Raw genomic sequence first — 14,001 nt, forward strand, 5'->3', positions numbered from 1 at the left:
ATTGTTAAAAGCAAATCATGCGTTGAGTGAATATGCGCTATCTGTGGAGGTGAGCTTGACGATATGATTCCTACTTTATTCTGTTTCTTAATTATTGAAGACTCTGCTTCTTCATTGGTAAAGAATAATGTAAGCGAAATCATATGGTGAGAAGAGGGATAGGAGATGAAAGATTGGCTTCTTGTGCAATTATTCAAAACATCCAAATGGAAAACAGCAGCTAGCCTACTGGCAACTGTCATTGTTGTATTGGGATTGATCAGCTTTTTCAGTGGAAAATGGAGCGGTATTTCTTTGTACTATAATACTCCTTCTTCTTTTCCCACCAAGCCGATTACATTGGTTGTTCCTTATGCTGTTGGTGGAGGCACAGATATTACAGCACGCGCACTGGTGCAATCCACTCAAAAGTATATCAATCAACCGATCACTGTCGTCAATCGTACAGGTGGAGGCGGTTCAATCGGACTGATGGAAGGCGCTAACGCTAAGCCAGATGGCTATACTATCACCTATCTCGTTGCCGAGTTAACCACATTGCCCCATATGGGACTATTACCGATTACGTATGAGAAATATAAACCTATTATCCAGACCAATAACGATCCGTCTGCGATTACTGTACGAGCCGATGCACCCTGGAAAACAGCACAACAATTTCTCGATTATGCTCGTACTCATCCCGGTCAGATCAAAATGGGCAATGCCGGCACAGGAAGTATCTGGCATCTAGCCGCGGCGATGTTAGAGCAAGCCACTCATGTGACGTTCACCCATATTCCTTACGAAGGTGCAGGACCTGCCGTCTCTGCCCTAATGAGTGGATTTGTCGATGCTGTACCGGTTAGCCCTGCTGAGGTCAAAGAAGAAGTAGATCAAGGCAAGTTACGAATACTGATGATCAATGGTAGCGCACGTTCCGAAGCATTTCCAGATGTGCCTACTTTGCAAGAAGCGACAGGATATACAGTGAATTTTAGTGGAACATGGCGCGGTCTAGCGGTTCCTCAAGATACACCGGATGAAATTGTACACTTATTAGCCGAAGCGTTCACCAAAGGAACGAAGGAACAGGAATTTCGAGAAGATATGTCTGCACATGGACTGGGGTTACTCGTCAAAGATAAAGACGGATTCCGGCAACAGATGCAACAAAGTCATGATCTGTATGCACGCTTAATTCCTGAACTTGGTTTGAGTCGAAAATAAAACCGCTTTAGTGGAACTTCGGTACTCACGAAAGGGTTGTGTCTGTATGCAAATCAAAAAAACAATCGATAAAATTCCCGGCGGGATGATGTTAATCCCTTTGCTATTAGGTGCTGTTGTTCATACATTCTGGGCAGGATCAGGTGAATATTTTGGATCATTTACTAAAGGATTGATGACAGGAACGATCCCTATTCTGGCTGTATGGTTTTTCTGTATGGGAGCTTCGATCGATGTTCGAGCGACAGGAACGGTGCTACGTAAATCAGGTACGCTGGTATTAACAAAGATTGCGGTCGCATGGGTGGTAGCGATGATCGCGATGCAATTCCTGCCTATTGGTGGCGTACAAAGTGGCTTTTTTGCAGGATTATCTGTACTGGCTCTGATTGCGGCGATGGATATGACCAATGGGGGTCTGTATGCGTCTGTGATGCAACAGTATGGCACCAAAGAAGAAGCAGGGGCATTTGTGCTAATGTCGCTCGAATCCGGCCCTCTGGTGACGATGCTCATTCTAGGCAGTACCGGGCTTGCTGTGTTTGAACCCCATACGTTTGTGGGAGCAGTGTTACCTTTTCTAGTCGGGTTCTTATTAGGTAATCTCGATCACGATTTACGTAGTTATTTTGGCAAAGCGACGCAGACGTTGATTCCTTTTTTCGGATTTGCTTTAGGAAGTTCGATTAATCTAGGTGTTATTATTCAGACAGGCATGCTAGGCATCTTACTGGGTGTGATCGTGATTATTATCACCGGTATCCCTCTCATGCTAGCCGACCGCTGGATCGGTGGCGGAAATGGAACCGCAGGTCTTGCCGCTTCCAGTGCAGCAGGCGCAGCCGTAGCCAACCCGATGATCGTAGCGACGATGAAGCCTGAATTTATGCCTGCCGCACAGTCTGCTACCGCTTTAGTTGCCGCGGCGGTGATTGTAACAGCGATTCTGGTGCCGATTTTGACGGCGTATTGGTCGAATTATATGAAGTCGAAAGGTAAAGTGGTGGAGCAGGTGCAGAGTGATGAGGATGTGCAAGGGTCTGAGATGAAGTTGAAGCATGTGAAAGGGCATTAAGTTTGATAAGAATAAAAAGTAAGGTTCAAAAGAAATATCACCTTTCGAACCTTACTTTTTTGAGTACATATATTAAGTTTTTATCACCTAATTAATCAATACTATGAAATATATAAGGCTCATGTAAGAAATTCTTTGAATAAATAGATTTAATTATTTATTTAGTTGGATAGACATACTTTCTCTCTGTAAAGAATCGTTATTATAGTAAAACTTTTGTATAGATTTTGTGTCTGGATTTTCAGCTATTGTAGTGACATTGTTACAAAGAGATAAGTATCTTGCCATCCATAAAGATAGATCACACATATTACCATCAAACAGTTCTTGAAAAGAATCTGTTGTAAAAGCTTCGAGAACAAACGGATATTCTTGCCATTGGTCTATACTTTGAACATGTCTTAATTCAATTTCAAAACCAAAAATTTCAGAGTACCCGATCAAATCGTATGGTTCTTCTTCTCTTTGCTCGTATCTAAAATCAGATATATTTAGATACTTTTGAAGTATTAAACCTGTCTGCTCTAAATCACTATCATATTGAATAAATACTTTTAATTTAGCGCCAGTTACATACTTTAAATTTTTCATATTGACCTCCTAATTACGCAATGGTTTAAATTTGATAGAGAAACCCTGCTTGTTTGGCTTTAATCCTTCAAATCCAGGAGTTTTAGCTAATATAGCTCTAAATTCTGGATCTGCTTTTAAACTATTGCCATATTTACTACTTAAAATATCACTTTTAATATAATAATCAATATCATAATTGCTTAGATCAATTGGTTGACCATACGTAGATTTATTTGGATTACCTACTGTACCTGTCTTAAATGAACCTGTATATCCAGCTTTCAAATTTGGATCTATTTCTTTATATTTTGGAAGTAAATATTTTTCAGCGAGTTCTTCTAATTTCTGATGCAACTGAGAAATTTGTTCACTAATTTTTTGTTTTTGGTTAGATTGAATTCTTTCTTGAAGTTGCTGTTCTTGTAATTTAGAAGCATTTGTAGCTTCATCGCTTTTCGTAATAGCTTCCGCAACTTTTTCAGCAGATTTCTCGACAGATTTGCTAGGACTATTGCTTCCGCCACCCGGTGGTCTTCCACCGCCTCCTCCACCGAACCAGCCTCCACGACCGCCTCCTGGAACTCCATCTGCCATTTCAGAAGGTTCTTCTTCCTCGTGACCGTTCAGATCATAATATTTCAGCGGATTGTTACTGACATAGGCATAGCTGTTCAGACTCAGTGGGTCATACGTGAAGCTTTCTTTCAGCGTACTACTACTTACACTTTTAGTTTGTACATAAACTCATGTATTAGAAGAATTTCTCCAAGATCATTATCAATATAGATATTTTCAAGATATTTTGCATTTTCTAAAAAGAAGTCTCTCATTATTTGGTTAGATGTATACAACATCGCTATAAAACGAGGCGATTGGAAAGGTAAATGTAGTAATTCATCTTTTTCATAATCTAGTATACCTTCTGGCAAGTAGTCATAATAGATTCGATCATTTATATATTCTAAAACGTACCTTAAATCATTCGGCTCATGTGAACGTGTATTTACTGATTTAGGAAGGGCTTTAATAAAATCAAGATTGAATGGCTCGTCTCCAATCAAAATAATAGATTGCATAGATTACCTCCATATGTGCTTTTTAATGCTTAACAAATTCTGAAAGTATTCTTCACGATCTTCATTGGAAAAGCGCTCTTCATCTTCTGGAAATGTTAATTGATTGGCATGAAAAAAAGCCATAAACTCTTCTAAAAATATAAGCAAAGTATACGCTATCTCAGGAGCCCCTTTCCATACATCATTTTCTACACTTACTAGTGATTCTAATAATCCTCCATCACCTAAATACCCTGCGATAGGATTTACTTTTAACCTTTTCAATGCCTCTGGAGTAACTGATTTTATGTATATTTTTTGCCTGATCATTTTAGCTAAATCTCCGTTACTCAAATCTTTTAGCTTGGTAGCTAGAATAGTCTCAAACCAAATAGAAAGAGGGATTCGTTTGTCTACTTTATGAAGTTCTTTAAAACCTTCTAATATACCTATCTCATTAATAGTGAGTTGGCTTACGTTAGATATCATATGTCCTCCTTAGTTGTTAACAATCGATACGAAATCTGTTTTGCTACAATCAAAAGTTCTATCTCTTCAGAATATTCTTCAGCTACAAACTTAAAAATGAAATGCGAACGTTCTACTTTTAATTTCAAATTCATTTGTGTTGCTTCTTCTCCATCAAGTACATATAGAGATCCATTTCTTGTATCTGTATTCCAATCCATTAATAAAGACGTAAAGAAAATATCCTTGAATCTAATCTCAATTTCTGGATAAGTGAGACTAAGTCCACCTTGAATAATAATTTCATTTTTTATTAAGCTTATGACTGTAAAATCAAACCACAACTCTTTCTCAATATATTTATTAATTTCTTTAACGATTTGTTCAACTTCATGCTTTTCCATAGTTAAAGTTCCTTTAGTATTTATTTTTGGATAATATTATATCTATTTTCAAATGTATAAATTTACATATATCATTTCTCTTTATCTTAGACGGTGATGTTTTAACTTTGTACTCTATAATTTTAAAAAAATATTATAATTTTTTATTGAAAACTAGCTACTACAATCAAAGTGTATGTAGCTAGTTTTCAATATATTTTATTATTTATTCATATCAATATTTCAATTTTATTCAAGATGTTTATATGAATATTTTTGAGGAGATTTAGTATAGTCATTTAAGCTGATACAATCTTCTATATCAAAATTCATAATGACTTTCCCTGTAGCGTATAATTGTAATTCGTAACATCCATTTGGCCAATCTAATTCGCCACCAAAATAATAGCAATGAGAAAAAATTGCAGGAATAGCTGCCCATTTTCGTTGTAAAGAAATAGTTTTACCCTGAGGATCATAAAGAAACCTGCTATCATTTTTAGCATAGAGACCTACATCTATCTCCCCACCAATCACTCCTTCAATCCTAACTTTTGTCATTCCAGCTATATAAAAATCTTCTGTAGACCATCTTGGATCTATAATGATTTGTGATTTAGAATCTGAGAATTTATTGAATAGAGAAGGTGTAATTACCAAACCCCAAATATTAAAATTAACAACATCTGATAAGTAAGAAGTCGCATGAAAGTCACTCCATGTTTCTGAAGTACCTACGAGGTTCTCAAATAATTCGCCTGTTATATCAAAATCATATCTCATGAATCATCCTCCTAACTTTCGTAAATTAATCTGCTTCATTGTTTCAGACTTGATTTCCTTTCCATTACTTGTAAAATTATTATATTTATAAACGCCTTTTGCTTCACTTCTATAATAGTAGTTCATAACCCAATATTTTCAATTGATCTAAAGTGGCATTATACAACTCTTTAAAACAAGGATTTGAATATGTTCCAGTAATTATAAAATTACCTCCTGATTTTAAGACAGCCGTTGTGAATTCATTAACAGGATCATATTTATAAGGATTTCTCGCTATAATTGCATTAATAGAATTATCTGCATATGGCAATGCTTTGGTTGCATCTGCTATCAAGTCTACGCCTTTTCCGCCTTCTATATCGATATTTACTGCTCCTTTTATAGGGTTACTTCCTGAACCAATATTAAGAACAGTTAACGCCTGATTATCTGCAAAGTAGGCTTTTAAAGCTCCTCCTGTATACTTCAAACCATATCCTAATGTTTTAAAACCTAAGTTCAATTAATCTAGGTGTTATTATTCAGACAGGCATGCTAGGCATCGTACTTGGTGCGATCGTGATTATTATCACCGGTATCCCTCTCATGCTAGCCGATCGCTGGATCGGTGGCGGCAACGGAACCGCTGGTCTTGCCGCTTCCAGTGCAGCAGGCGCAGCCGTAGCCAACCCGATGATCGTAGCGACGATGAAGCCTGAATTTATGCCTGCCGCACAGTCCGCTACCGCTCTAGTTGCCGCGGCGGTGATTGTAACAGCGATTCTCGTGCCGATTTTGACGGCGTATTGGTCGAATTATATGAAGTCGAAAGGTAAAGTGGTGGAACAGGTGCAGAGTGATGAGGATGTGCAAGGGTCTGAGATGAAGTTGAAGCATGTGAAAGGGCATTAAGATAAAAAAAAGGAAGATTCAAAGTAAAGTTTTGCTTTGAATTTTCCTTTTCAATTTTATATATTTAAGTCTTTAAAAGAGTATTATCACTAAAATTAGTTCGATATATATTTTATTTTTATAACATTACTGTATATACTAGCGATTTTTATATTAATGTTTATAAAATATCAATCACATTCCATACTTCTTTAAAACTTTTACCCTCTATTTCACCTAAGTCAAATAACTCTTTTGAAGTGTGAAATGATTGACTAAAACTATCTTTCTCTCTAGTTAAATAGTAACCATCATTATTACTACTTATCCAATATCTATTATCTTGATAATAAAATGAAAACTCTTCTCCCCATCCTACTCTTTTTATTAAATCTTCATAAATCATTTTTGACCTCCTTATCTACTTTTAAAGCTACCATCAGAATTGTATTTCCATCAGCTCCAAATCATCTTCTTATTTTAATTTCTCCAGCTTTAGGATCTGAAATATCAATACTTGAATTAAGCATTGCTTATAAAATGAGGATTTTTAATAACAGATTCATTTTCAGATTAAAGTGTTGAGAATGTACAAGGGGAAGAGATAAAATTGAAATATGTGAAAGGGCATTAAAATGTAGTATGTAAAAATTAAAACCTTGAATAAGTATCTAAGTATATGCCTAATTACCGAGGTACTATTTAAGGATTTACTAAGATATAAATCATAAAATCGAGCAATTATGTACTTTAAACTTTTAGTTTGTACATGAACTCTTGTATTAGAAGAATTTCTCCAAGATCATTATCAATATAGATATTTTCAAGATATTTTGCATTTTCTAAAAAGAAGTCTCTCATTATTTGGTTAGATGTATACAACATCGCTATAAAACGAGACGATTGGAAAGGTAAATGTAGTAATTCACTTTTTTCATAATCTAGTATACCTTCTGGCAAGTAGTCATAATAGATTCGATCGTTTATATATTCTAAAACGTACCTTAAATCATTCGGCTCATATGAACGTGTATCTACTGATTTAGGAAGGTTTTTAATAAAATCAAGATTGAATGGCTCGTCTCCAATCAAAATAATAGATTGCACAGTCATCACCTCTTTATTTTGATTTAATAAATTTTAAAAGATCGGTAACATTTTTAAAAACTTTAAACCCAGCTTCATTAGAACTTTTCATTACAGAAGGTTTAATTTTAGGAACATATCCTACTACTACTTTACTAGTTGAATCTACGATATTTTTCAACTACCTTGTTAAACCGCTCCTGCTAACTGATTTGACCTAAATTACCATCTAATGAAATGATTTAAATTCTATTTCTTCTAACTCCTGTGGTGGTTTGTGAAAGTCATCGCAAACAGCAAATATACTTTTGTTACCAAAAGCTCGCGTCGTTCACCTCAATACGTTTTTTCTATATTTATTTCTTTTGAATAGTTTCTTATTCTAGCAAAGAAAGTCCTGTGTATTGTTGGATCTTCTCCATAGCTAATCCATCCTGAATCATTGCTTCAGCTACAAATATCTTAGTATATTTTTCACCAAGAGCTATACCTATACTTCCTCCATCATCTCTAGCCTTGTACACTTCTGGAGCGATTATCGTTTCTATACATGTATTTAAATCAAGATAGAATCGATACCATTCTGGTAAATTAGATTGAGATTCTATAGTTCCTTCCCATTCTTGTTCATCTTGATATCCAATAATTCGATCACCACTAGTCATACCAAAATATTGAATCTTATTTAATGAAATCATAGGTTTATCCATTCCTAGATAATTTAAATTTGTATCTATTGATATTTTTAATATGTCTTTTCGAGCTTCTTGAATATAAGGTCGATATTTGTTTTTTAATGCTTCCATAGCAAAATTTAAATATTGTTGAATAGTATATGGATTCATATTGTTATCAGTCATAGCTTGTAGTAGTTCTCTTTTACTAAAGCTGTACCCGACCGGCAATCCTGAATCCAATCCCTCTTTTCTACCTAGATTTATATCAGGCGCAATGTGTCGTTGTACACTTTTATTTAAATCAATATAGTACCTGAATTCCATAGCCCAATCAGGTTGATACTCTACCATTCCTTCCCATTCCCGATCATCTTGATAAGCAATCACCCGACCACCCACTGAAATATTAAAATATTCAATCAATGCTGAATCAATGGTTACTTTATATGGTTCTAAGTAAAAAATACTCGTATCTATTAGTAATTTATATGTATTCACTTTTTTCCCTCTTTTATTTTAGCTATTTTCTAATATTAAAAATAAAAATATATTCCTGTTTTTTTAGAGATTGCTAGCTTAATTAGCATAAATAATTGTGTTAATTCATAGCATGTATTGTCTTTAAATATCTTTTCCACTTCGTCTATTGCATCAAATAACTGATCATACTTAATCCATTCAGACTCAAAGTCGTCAATAATCACGTTACACGTTCTATTTAACACATCAAATATACCTGTTTTATATAACTTGTAGAACGATTCATTATCAATCTTGAGCTCTTGAACATGCATAGAACAATCTGAATCATATTCCATATCTTTGATACCTTGAGCATTTATCGGAACCGTGATGATTTTCATCTTTTCCTTAGCCACTCCTTATCTTTTTCCATATATGTATTGATTCTTTTTACCTTAGGCACTGCTGATTTAATTTCAAATTATAATCGTTGGATATTAAAAACTGGCTGCCATAATCAAAGAATAGGTAGTTAGTTTTAATACATTTTATTGTTTATTCATATCTAACACTTAGAAGTATCTATATAAAACACTACTATTTTACAGATAAATATCTGAGTTTACTCTTGTAGAATATATTTCAATTCTGCCAAAGTCATGTCTGTATATTGTTGGATCTTCTCAATATCCACTCCATCTTGAAACATCGCTTGGGCTACAATTATCTTAGTCTCTATTTTTCCTATACTTATTCCTAACATCACTCCATCGTTTCTGGCTTCATATACTTCTTTAGGAACTATAGTTTCTATGCACTTATCCACATCAAGATAATATCTGTATCCTTCAGGTAAATCAGCTTGATATTCTACAATTGCTTCCCATTCCTGTTCATCTTGATATCCAACAATTCGATCACCTTCAAGGATATTAAAATATTTTATATGCTCTAAAAAAATAATCGGTTTGGTAAAACCTAAATAATTTGAATTTGTATCTATTTCTATTTTCAGTATTTTATTTTTAGATTTTTGAGCATATGATTTATATTTTTCTCTCGATAATTCAATAGCGTAATTTGAATATTTTTCTATACTTTCACTATTCACATTGTTAATATCTAAAGCTTTTATCATGTGATTTTGTGCAGTGCTATACCCGAATGGCCATCCTGAATGTAAACCTTCTTCTCGTCCTAGGGCTATATCCGATGAAACGAATCGTTGGATACCTTTGTTCAAATCTATGTAGTACCTGGATTCTATAGGCCAGTCAGGTTCGTATTCAATGACACCTTCCCATTCCTGATTATCTTGATAAGCAATAATTTGATCACCAGCAGAAAGTTCAAAATATCTAATGAACGGTATCGTAAGCGTAGGGTTAGTGATTTTCGAATAGTAGACAGTAGTATCTATTAATATTTTATCTTTTGTCAAATGATTACCTCCTATTTTGTAATTGCTGTAGAAGTATAGCAATTGTTGAGTTATGTACATTAAAAGCTGATCTTTGATAATTGAATTTAGTATATGAAAATGAAAAACACCTTCAAAAATTAGTCCTTCACTTTTCAAAAAAATTTACTCTATGGTATCGTAAAATTCTGATCCTATTGCAACTAATTTATTATCTTGAAACAAGTAATAGATATTCTCGGAGATAATCTTTAAATCAAATTCACTTTTGCTTTTCAACCATATTACGAAATTGTCTTGGGAAATTTCAACGGTCACGTTATCGTAATCAGTTTCACTAACACTAAAGATAGGCTCTCCTATAATCTTTTCAACACTATTTGGTTCAAAGAAATTGTGTTTGGATGTTTGCTTAGGATATATAAGTTCAATTTCTCCCATTGCGCCTAATTCATTTAACCATATACAAATACCCACTCCTATCTGATAAGGTATACATTCATCATTCATATGTTTAGTTACAATATTAAATGTTCGAATGGATGGAGTATATGTACAGGTAGATTTTAAAATCAAACTATTTTTCTTAAGAGAAAATAGTCTTAAAGTCATTCTAATTCTCCTTACTAATCTTAAAATTTTTTAGGTTGAATTCTTTACATATCTGGATTCAGGATGTACATAGACTTTAGTTTCAGTATGACGATTTGTGTACAAGGTGCTTGTGCGTGTCGTTAAATCAAAGGATTGTTATGCACGTAGGTATATCCATTTAAACTTAAAGGATTTGTAATCTGCACTACATTACCGTGCCTATTAAACAGATAATAGTCTTTACTTGCTGCATTATAACTAGGTAAGTTGTTAGAACCTTCTGCTTCACTATCTCAGAATTGATTTCATTGACAATGATTAGATTTTGTTTTACCGCATACAATTTATTACAATCTCTATACATATATGCTTACTAAATTACATATTTCAGATCATTATTTTATTTTCAATTTTATAATCATTCTTTAATTGGTTTTCAATTAAAAAAGTCGTTTCACTAACTAACTTCAAAAAATCTTCTTTATCTTGTTGTTCAGTAAATCCTTCAAACTCGAAGCTAATATTGTTATCTTTAAATAAACGATCATAAATTGCTTGAATTTGATCTAGTGCTTGAACAATTGACGTGTGATAAATAAGTTCAGGAACTATAGCATTATCAACTAATTCATCTTGTTCATCGTAGATCCACATTGGATAACAGCGATATTCTAAATATAATTTTATTTTTTTCATTCATCCTCCTATTTTGTAAATGCAGGATTAGCTAGCATTTGACTACCCTTTAGGCTAATCCATACAAAATGTTTAAAAAGATTTACTTATGCACTCTCCAATAATCTATATGATCCATAATGTATAACATTTCTTTCACACTCAATTTTAACGTTCTTATATCAAATCCTTCTTCAATCTCTTCTACCTCTTCCATTTCTATAAGCAAGTCAAAAATTAAAATGTCCTCATTATTTACTTTCCTTAAAATATATTGGTTACCCTCATATTCTCCATTTCGAAAGTTTGGAACTGCTAAAAAACTATAAATTAAATCAAATGAATCTTCATGTATTTCTAAATGTAAGAAATCAATTAATAATCGGTATAAAAAATCGCTGTTTCTTACAATAATTTCTTCTCTAGTAATGAACCTTTTCATATATCCTCCTGGTTTATTCTATTATAGAAATAGATTTACCGATTACTTCTACATGCTTCACTTACTAAACTATTGTATGATTTCAAAATAAAAATCTTTGCAATAAAATGAGAATGTATGATTTTCTTCTTCACAGATTCTGGAATTAACATCTTCTATTAATCAGAGAAATTACATTGTGATTATATCGATCGAATGCAATATCTAAACAAATATTATGCTCGGTTTGACTACTCATAAGTTTCATATTAGATTCTTCTTTGTGTATATTGAATAAGGTTATTTGGATCACTTTAAGTGTTCTAATTCATAATATGGATTTGCAATATGGTCGCCAACCTCATGAATAAACTCTAATATTTCATCAAGTATGAGCTGATCTATTTTCACTTTTTGATTTAACGAAGATTTAATCTTTTTAAAGCACTCTTCCAGCCCCAAGTTAACTACAACTGATAGAATAATATCTACATCCTCATAAGAATCAGTATTCCATAGTTGGCATAGTATATGATCTATTTCATTTTTTATATTCTGCTCTAAAATTTCATAAGTCATCACTTGGCGATCAGTCAATTCAATTAATATATAAAAAAATTTATGTTTTTCTATATTATTATCATTAAAATTTCTTACTAAATCTTCGAATAACATTTGTAAAAGCTCAGGAGACACGCTATCAGGTAAGCTATTTATTTTTTGAGCATCCATTTTCAATTCTCCTTTGATTATCAGTATCAATAGTTTTATTCTATCCATATTCAAATATGTTCTTTTTGTATAGATAGATTTAACCTATTTTTATAAAAATCTTCCAAAAAACTTGTGATTACTTTAGTGAATATATCCAACTCAATATATTTTATTCCTCTTGGATTTGAAAATTGGACTCCATCCTTATAATACGTTAATGTATTATCCCAGCTTATTTCGATATGATGTTCTACTTTTCTAAAAAACACTTCAGGTAAATATGATCCATCTCTACTAGAAAACCAACTATGCTTAAATTCCCAATCTTGTACTTGTGAGAACCATTCTTCTATTTCCTGTTCATTATCCGACTCGAATGTTATTGCTTGTTTTATCAATTCTAGTGTATTGTTACCCACTACAGGTACAGGAAATTGATGGTCATTCGTAATACACTTAAAATTTGTAACAAGCCATTCTATAAGATGATTTAAGTTCCATTCATAATTATATAAATGATTCTGTTTCTCATACTCACATACATTTTTACCTTTAATCCATAGTTCAAAAGTTCCCCAAGTATCTTTTTCTATTCCCTCTAACTCCCATGGCGGTTCGCGAAAAGCATAGCAAATTCCAAATATACTTTTTTCACCAAAAATTCTCATCGCTCACCTCGATACATTTTTTTTATTCTTAACCTTTTTGAATATTTTCCAATTCCAATAAAGAAAGCTCTGTATAGTGTTTAATTTTCTCAATATCTAATCCATCTTGAAACATCGCTTGGGCTACAAATATTTTAGTATCTTTTTTACCAAGAGTCCTACCTACACTTTCCCCGTCTTCTCTAGCCTTGTACACTTCTGGAGTGACTATCGTTTCTATACATGTATTTAAATCAAGATAGAATTGATACCATTCTGGTAAATGAGATTGAGATTCTATAATCCCTTCCCATTCTTGATCATCTTGATATCCAATAATTCGATCACCTGCAGCGATTGCAAAATATCTCATATCATTTAAAAAAATAGTTGGTTTATCCGGCGCTAAATAATTTGAATTTGTATCTATTGATATTTTTAATATGTCTTTTCGAGTTTCTCGGGTATAAGGTTGATATTTGTTTTTTAATGCTTCCATAGCAAAATTTAAATATTGTTGAATAGTATCTGGATTCATGTTGTCATCAGTCATAGCTTGTAGTAGTTTTCTTTCACTAAAGGTGTACCCTGTCGGTAACCTTGAATGCAATCCCTCTTTTCTGCCTAGATTTATATCAAGCGGCACGTCTCGTTGTATACTTTTCTCTAAATCAATATAGTACCTGAATTCTATAGGCCAATCAGGTTGATACTCTAGCATTCCCTCCCACTCTTGATCATCTTGATAAGCAATCACCCGACCACCCACTGAAATATTAAAATATTCAATCAATGCTGGATTAATGGTTACTTTATGGGGTTCTAAGTAAAAAATACTCGTATCTATTAGTAATTTATATGTGTTCACTTTTTTCCCTCTTTTACT

Annotated in this window: 20 protein-coding genes and 1 pseudogene; 3 read left to right on the forward strand and 18 right to left on the reverse strand. The window is 33.2% G+C overall.

The genetic code is table 11. The features are described from left to right. Positions 1-165: 165 nt before the first annotated feature. The gene (locus QE450_RS18065) at positions 166-1,209 is read left to right on the forward strand and encodes a tripartite tricarboxylate transporter substrate binding protein (RefSeq protein WP_307301054.1); all 1,044 of its coding nucleotides are present in this window, start codon (positions 166-168) and stop codon (positions 1,207-1,209) included. Between the two features lie 46 nt (positions 1,210-1,255). Further along, positions 1,256-2,284, forward strand: coding sequence for a 2-keto-3-deoxygluconate transporter (gene kdgT, locus QE450_RS18070; RefSeq protein ID WP_301263539.1), 1,029 nt, complete (start codon positions 1,256-1,258; stop codon positions 2,282-2,284). A 153-nt stretch (positions 2,285-2,437) separates the two neighbouring features. On the opposite strand, the gene QE450_RS18075 is transcribed toward kdgT, so the two are convergent. From QE450_RS18075 to QE450_RS18105, 7 genes are all read right to left on the reverse strand, one after another. Then, positions 2,438-2,875: a hypothetical protein gene (locus QE450_RS18075; protein ID WP_274171627.1), complete on the reverse strand. Its 438-nt coding sequence runs from the start codon at positions 2,873-2,875 to the stop codon at positions 2,438-2,440. A gap of 9 nt (positions 2,876-2,884) precedes the next feature. Further along, positions 2,885-3,451, reverse strand: a complete 567-nt coding sequence (locus QE450_RS18080; RefSeq protein WP_307301058.1) for a hypothetical protein — start codon at positions 3,449-3,451, stop codon at positions 2,885-2,887. A 125-nt stretch (positions 3,452-3,576) separates the two neighbouring features. Beyond that, positions 3,577-3,933, reverse strand: a complete 357-nt coding sequence (locus tag QE450_RS18085; protein WP_307301059.1) for a hypothetical protein — start codon at positions 3,931-3,933, stop codon at positions 3,577-3,579. 3 nt (positions 3,934-3,936) lie between these two features. After that, on the reverse strand, positions 3,937-4,401 hold the full coding sequence (locus tag QE450_RS18090; RefSeq protein WP_307301061.1) for a contact-dependent growth inhibition system immunity protein: 465 nt from the start codon (positions 4,399-4,401) through the stop codon (positions 3,937-3,939). After that, positions 4,398-4,784, reverse strand: coding sequence for a hypothetical protein (locus QE450_RS18095; protein ID WP_307301063.1), 387 nt, complete (start codon positions 4,782-4,784; stop codon positions 4,398-4,400). Before QE450_RS18095 ends, QE450_RS18090 begins: the two co-directional genes overlap by 4 nt. A gap of 228 nt (positions 4,785-5,012) precedes the next feature. Next, entirely contained in the window at positions 5,013-5,546 is a 534-nt protein-coding gene (locus QE450_RS18100; protein WP_307301065.1) for a hypothetical protein, read from the reverse strand. 109 nt (positions 5,547-5,655) lie between these two features. Next, positions 5,656-6,018, reverse strand: a complete 363-nt coding sequence (locus tag QE450_RS18105; protein WP_307301067.1) for a class I SAM-dependent methyltransferase — start codon at positions 6,016-6,018, stop codon at positions 5,656-5,658. Between the two features lie 29 nt (positions 6,019-6,047). On the opposite strand from QE450_RS18105, the pseudogene QE450_RS18110 reads away from it, so the two are divergent. Further along, positions 6,048-6,440, forward strand: a pseudogene (locus tag QE450_RS18110) (2-keto-3-deoxygluconate permease); the annotation flags it as partial. A gap of 160 nt (positions 6,441-6,600) precedes the next feature. Here QE450_RS18110 and QE450_RS18115 read toward each other — a convergent pair. The 11 genes from QE450_RS18115 to QE450_RS18165 all read right to left on the reverse strand — a co-directional run bounded on the left by QE450_RS18115 (position 6,601) and on the right by QE450_RS18165 (position 13,983). Next, positions 6,601-6,825, reverse strand: coding sequence for a hypothetical protein (locus QE450_RS18115; protein WP_273613936.1), 225 nt, complete (start codon positions 6,823-6,825; stop codon positions 6,601-6,603). Between the two features lie 344 nt (positions 6,826-7,169). Next, a complete protein-coding gene (locus QE450_RS18120; RefSeq protein ID WP_307301069.1) occupies positions 7,170-7,526 on the reverse strand; it encodes a hypothetical protein in 357 nt (118 codons plus the stop codon). 356 nt (positions 7,527-7,882) lie between these two features. Beyond that, positions 7,883-8,680, reverse strand: coding sequence for a hypothetical protein (locus QE450_RS18125; RefSeq protein ID WP_307301071.1), 798 nt, complete (start codon positions 8,678-8,680; stop codon positions 7,883-7,885). A 35-nt stretch (positions 8,681-8,715) separates the two neighbouring features. After that, a complete protein-coding gene (locus QE450_RS18130; RefSeq protein WP_307301073.1) occupies positions 8,716-9,045 on the reverse strand; it encodes a hypothetical protein in 330 nt (109 codons plus the stop codon). Positions 9,046-9,266: 221 nt separating this feature from the next. Further along, positions 9,267-10,085 carry a hypothetical protein gene (locus QE450_RS18135; protein ID WP_307301075.1) on the reverse strand — a complete coding sequence of 273 codons (819 nt, stop codon included), beginning with the start codon at positions 10,083-10,085 and terminating at the stop codon, positions 9,267-9,269. Between the two features lie 144 nt (positions 10,086-10,229). Next, positions 10,230-10,676 carry a hypothetical protein gene (locus QE450_RS18140; protein ID WP_307301077.1) on the reverse strand — a complete coding sequence of 149 codons (447 nt, stop codon included), beginning with the start codon at positions 10,674-10,676 and terminating at the stop codon, positions 10,230-10,232. Between the two features lie 369 nt (positions 10,677-11,045). Beyond that, entirely contained in the window at positions 11,046-11,354 is a 309-nt protein-coding gene (locus QE450_RS18145; protein ID WP_307301078.1) for a hypothetical protein, read from the reverse strand. An 82-nt stretch (positions 11,355-11,436) separates the two neighbouring features. Continuing rightward, the gene (locus tag QE450_RS18150) at positions 11,437-11,775 is read right to left on the reverse strand and encodes a hypothetical protein (protein ID WP_307301081.1); all 339 of its coding nucleotides are present in this window, start codon (positions 11,773-11,775) and stop codon (positions 11,437-11,439) included. Between the two features lie 288 nt (positions 11,776-12,063). Continuing rightward, positions 12,064-12,486, reverse strand: a complete 423-nt coding sequence (locus tag QE450_RS18155) for a hypothetical protein (RefSeq protein ID WP_307301082.1) — start codon at positions 12,484-12,486, stop codon at positions 12,064-12,066. A 50-nt stretch (positions 12,487-12,536) separates the two neighbouring features. Continuing rightward, the gene (locus QE450_RS18160) at positions 12,537-13,136 is read right to left on the reverse strand and encodes a hypothetical protein (RefSeq protein ID WP_307301083.1); all 600 of its coding nucleotides are present in this window, start codon (positions 13,134-13,136) and stop codon (positions 12,537-12,539) included. Between the two features lie 28 nt (positions 13,137-13,164). After that, positions 13,165-13,983, reverse strand: coding sequence for a hypothetical protein (locus QE450_RS18165; RefSeq protein ID WP_307301085.1), 819 nt, complete (start codon positions 13,981-13,983; stop codon positions 13,165-13,167). Positions 13,984-14,001: the final 18 nt, after the last annotated feature.

The organism is Paenibacillus sp. SORGH_AS_0306 (assembly GCF_030819345.1).
In the GTDB taxonomy this organism is placed as follows: domain Bacteria; phylum Bacillota; class Bacilli; order Paenibacillales; family Paenibacillaceae; genus Saccharibacillus; species Saccharibacillus kyungheensis.

Coding starts and splice junctions, on each gene's coding strand:
- QE450_RS18075 (WP_274171627.1), bottom strand. CDS start 2,875: ATGAAAAATTTAAAGTATGTAACTGGCGCTAAATTAAAAGTATTTATT.
- QE450_RS18100 (WP_307301065.1), bottom strand. CDS start 5,546: ATGAGATATGATTTTGATATAACAGGCGAATTATTTGAGAACCTCGTA.
- QE450_RS18155 (WP_307301082.1), bottom strand. CDS start 12,486: ATGGATGCTCAAAAAATAAATAGCTTACCTGATAGCGTGTCTCCTGAG.
- QE450_RS18160 (WP_307301083.1), bottom strand. CDS start 13,136: ATGAGAATTTTTGGTGAAAAAAGTATATTTGGAATTTGCTATGCTTTT.
- QE450_RS18130 (WP_307301073.1), bottom strand. CDS start 9,045: ATGAAAATCATCACGGTTCCGATAAATGCTCAAGGTATCAAAGATATG.
- QE450_RS18115 (WP_273613936.1), bottom strand. CDS start 6,825: ATGATTTATGAAGATTTAATAAAAAGAGTAGGATGGGGAGAAGAGTTT.
- QE450_RS18065 (WP_307301054.1), top strand. CDS start 166: ATGAAAGATTGGCTTCTTGTGCAATTATTCAAAACATCCAAATGGAAA.
- QE450_RS18150 (WP_307301081.1), bottom strand. CDS start 11,775: ATGAAAAGGTTCATTACTAGAGAAGAAATTATTGTAAGAAACAGCGAT.
- QE450_RS18080 (WP_307301058.1), bottom strand. CDS start 3,451: ATGGCAGATGGAGTTCCAGGAGGCGGTCGTGGAGGCTGGTTCGGTGGA.
- QE450_RS18085 (WP_307301059.1), bottom strand. CDS start 3,933: ATGCAATCTATTATTTTGATTGGAGACGAGCCATTCAATCTTGATTTT.
- kdgT (WP_301263539.1), top strand. CDS start 1,256: ATGCAAATCAAAAAAACAATCGATAAAATTCCCGGCGGGATGATGTTA.
- QE450_RS18090 (WP_307301061.1), bottom strand. CDS start 4,401: ATGATATCTAACGTAAGCCAACTCACTATTAATGAGATAGGTATATTA.
- QE450_RS18095 (WP_307301063.1), bottom strand. CDS start 4,784: ATGGAAAAGCATGAAGTTGAACAAATCGTTAAAGAAATTAATAAATAT.
- QE450_RS18140 (WP_307301077.1), bottom strand. CDS start 10,676: ATGACTTTAAGACTATTTTCTCTTAAGAAAAATAGTTTGATTTTAAAA.
- QE450_RS18145 (WP_307301078.1), bottom strand. CDS start 11,354: ATGAAAAAAATAAAATTATATTTAGAATATCGCTGTTATCCAATGTGG.